Origin of the sequence: Propionicimonas sp., from assembly GCF_034927565.1 — a bacterium.
GTDB lineage: Bacteria > Actinomycetota > Actinomycetes > Propionibacteriales > Propionibacteriaceae > Propionicimonas.
This window is the reverse complement of the sequence record NZ_JAYFPT010000091.1, coordinates 1-1,681: the sequence shown is the minus strand read 5'-3', so window position 1 is coordinate 1,681 and position 1,681 is coordinate 1. Positions and strand designations below refer to the sequence as shown.

Annotated in this window: 1 protein-coding gene; it reads right to left on the bottom strand. The window is 69.8% G+C overall.

Going from position 1 to position 1,681, the window contains the following annotated elements:
* A partial coding sequence (locus VB080_RS13700) for an alpha/beta hydrolase (RefSeq protein ID WP_323419013.1) occupies nucleotides 1-1,512 on the bottom strand: 1,512 nt, incomplete at its 3' end.
* Between the last annotated feature and the right edge of the window lie 169 nt (nucleotides 1,513-1,681).

Genomic DNA, 1,681 nt, shown 5'->3' with positions numbered 1-1,681 from the left:
CGACTTGCCGTTGCCGTAGGTGCCGTGACCCTCACCCTGGTAGGTGACCAGCACGCCGGATTCCAGCTGTTCGGCCATGGCCACCGCCTGCTGGTAGGGAGTGGCGTTGTCGCCGGTGCCGCCGATCACCAGGATCGGGTCGGCGCCGGCACCACGCAGATTGAGGGCCGGCGCCGGACGCACCGGCCACACCGTGCAGCCGTACTGAGGGCCGAAGTAGGTGCCGAAGATCGGAGCCTTCGCGCGGTCCTCCACCCAGCTGGCATCCGCGTCCAGCACGCCATCGTCGGCCTCATCCAGACAGCTGATCGCCCCGAAGGCGTAGAACATCGTGCCGTAGTCGCCGTTCTCGTCGCGGGAGTTCATCTGGTCGGACGCCCACAGCAGCCAGCGCCCGTCACCCTGGACGCCGCGCTCGACCGCCGAGGCCAGGGCCGGCCAGCCCTGCTTGCCGCCATAGAGGAACTGGGCCACGCCGAGCACCGCCAGCGACTGGGTGAGCGTGCGTCGGCTTACGGTCAGCGGTGCCACGTCCAGGTCGTCCAGCAGCCGGGTGATGGACGACAAGACGTCCTCGCGGCTGCTGCCCAGCGCACAGCCCTGTTCGGCACACCAGGTGGCGAAGTTGCCGAGCGCGAGGTCGAAGCCCATCGCCTGGATGACATCGTCGTTGTCGGTGATGTTCACTGCGGCGTCGAGCACCAACCGGCCCACCCGGTAGGGGAAGAGTTCGGCATAGGTGGCGCCGATCTCGGTGCCGTAGGAGTAGCCCAGATAGTGCAGCTTCTCGTCACCGAACAGCTGGCGGAGCAGATCGAGGTCGCGGGCGGTGTCGATGGTGGAGATGTGCTCCAGCAGCCGGCCGCTGTGCTCCCAGCAGGCCTTCCCGAGGTCGTAGGCACCCTGCAGCAGCGCCGCCCGCTCCGCGTCGTCATCAGGCGAGGCGTCCAGGTCGTTGTAGGTGTCCGTCTCGGCGTCACCGAAGCAGCGCACCGGGGTCGAGGCGCCGGTGCCGCGGGGATCCCAGGCCACCAGGTCGTACTGTTCCAGTCCGTCCCGGTCGAAGCTGTCGATCATCCAGAGGGCTGACGACCCAGGGCCGCCGGGGTTGACGAACAAGGAGCCGAGCCGCGGCTCGGCGGTGGCACGGCTGCGCCGCAGGGCCAGGGTGATCGCCTGGTCGCCCGGATTGGCATAGTCCAGCGGCACCAGGACGTTGGCACACTCGGAGTTGTGGCCGCAGTCAGTCCAGCTGAGCTGCTGGGCGAGGTAACCGGAGAGCCCGTCACCGACCGGCGCGGTGGCGAACCCGTCCGGTTTCACCCCCGGGTCAGCAAAGGACGGACGGTCGACGGCCTTGCCCGGCTCGCTGGCGACCGGGATGCCGGCGATCGCGGACGGAGCCACTTCCGGCTTTGGCGTGGTACCGGGGCTGAGGCGGGGGAAGGTACAACCGGCGAGCACCAGCGTGCAGGCCAACACCACCACGATGCCGCGGCTGCCCCTGATCACGGGCCTAGCTTAGGCGGTCGGACGGCAGGTCCCCGCGCCCCGCGGGAACCCCATCGGTGCCCGCTGCTCGGTGTCAGGTAGGGGCAAGCCAGCGCGCCCCGCCAAGCGCTCGGGGCTGCGGTGGGCCCGGATCCCCGAGCGTGCCTGCTCATCCCTGCCCGCGGGGAGA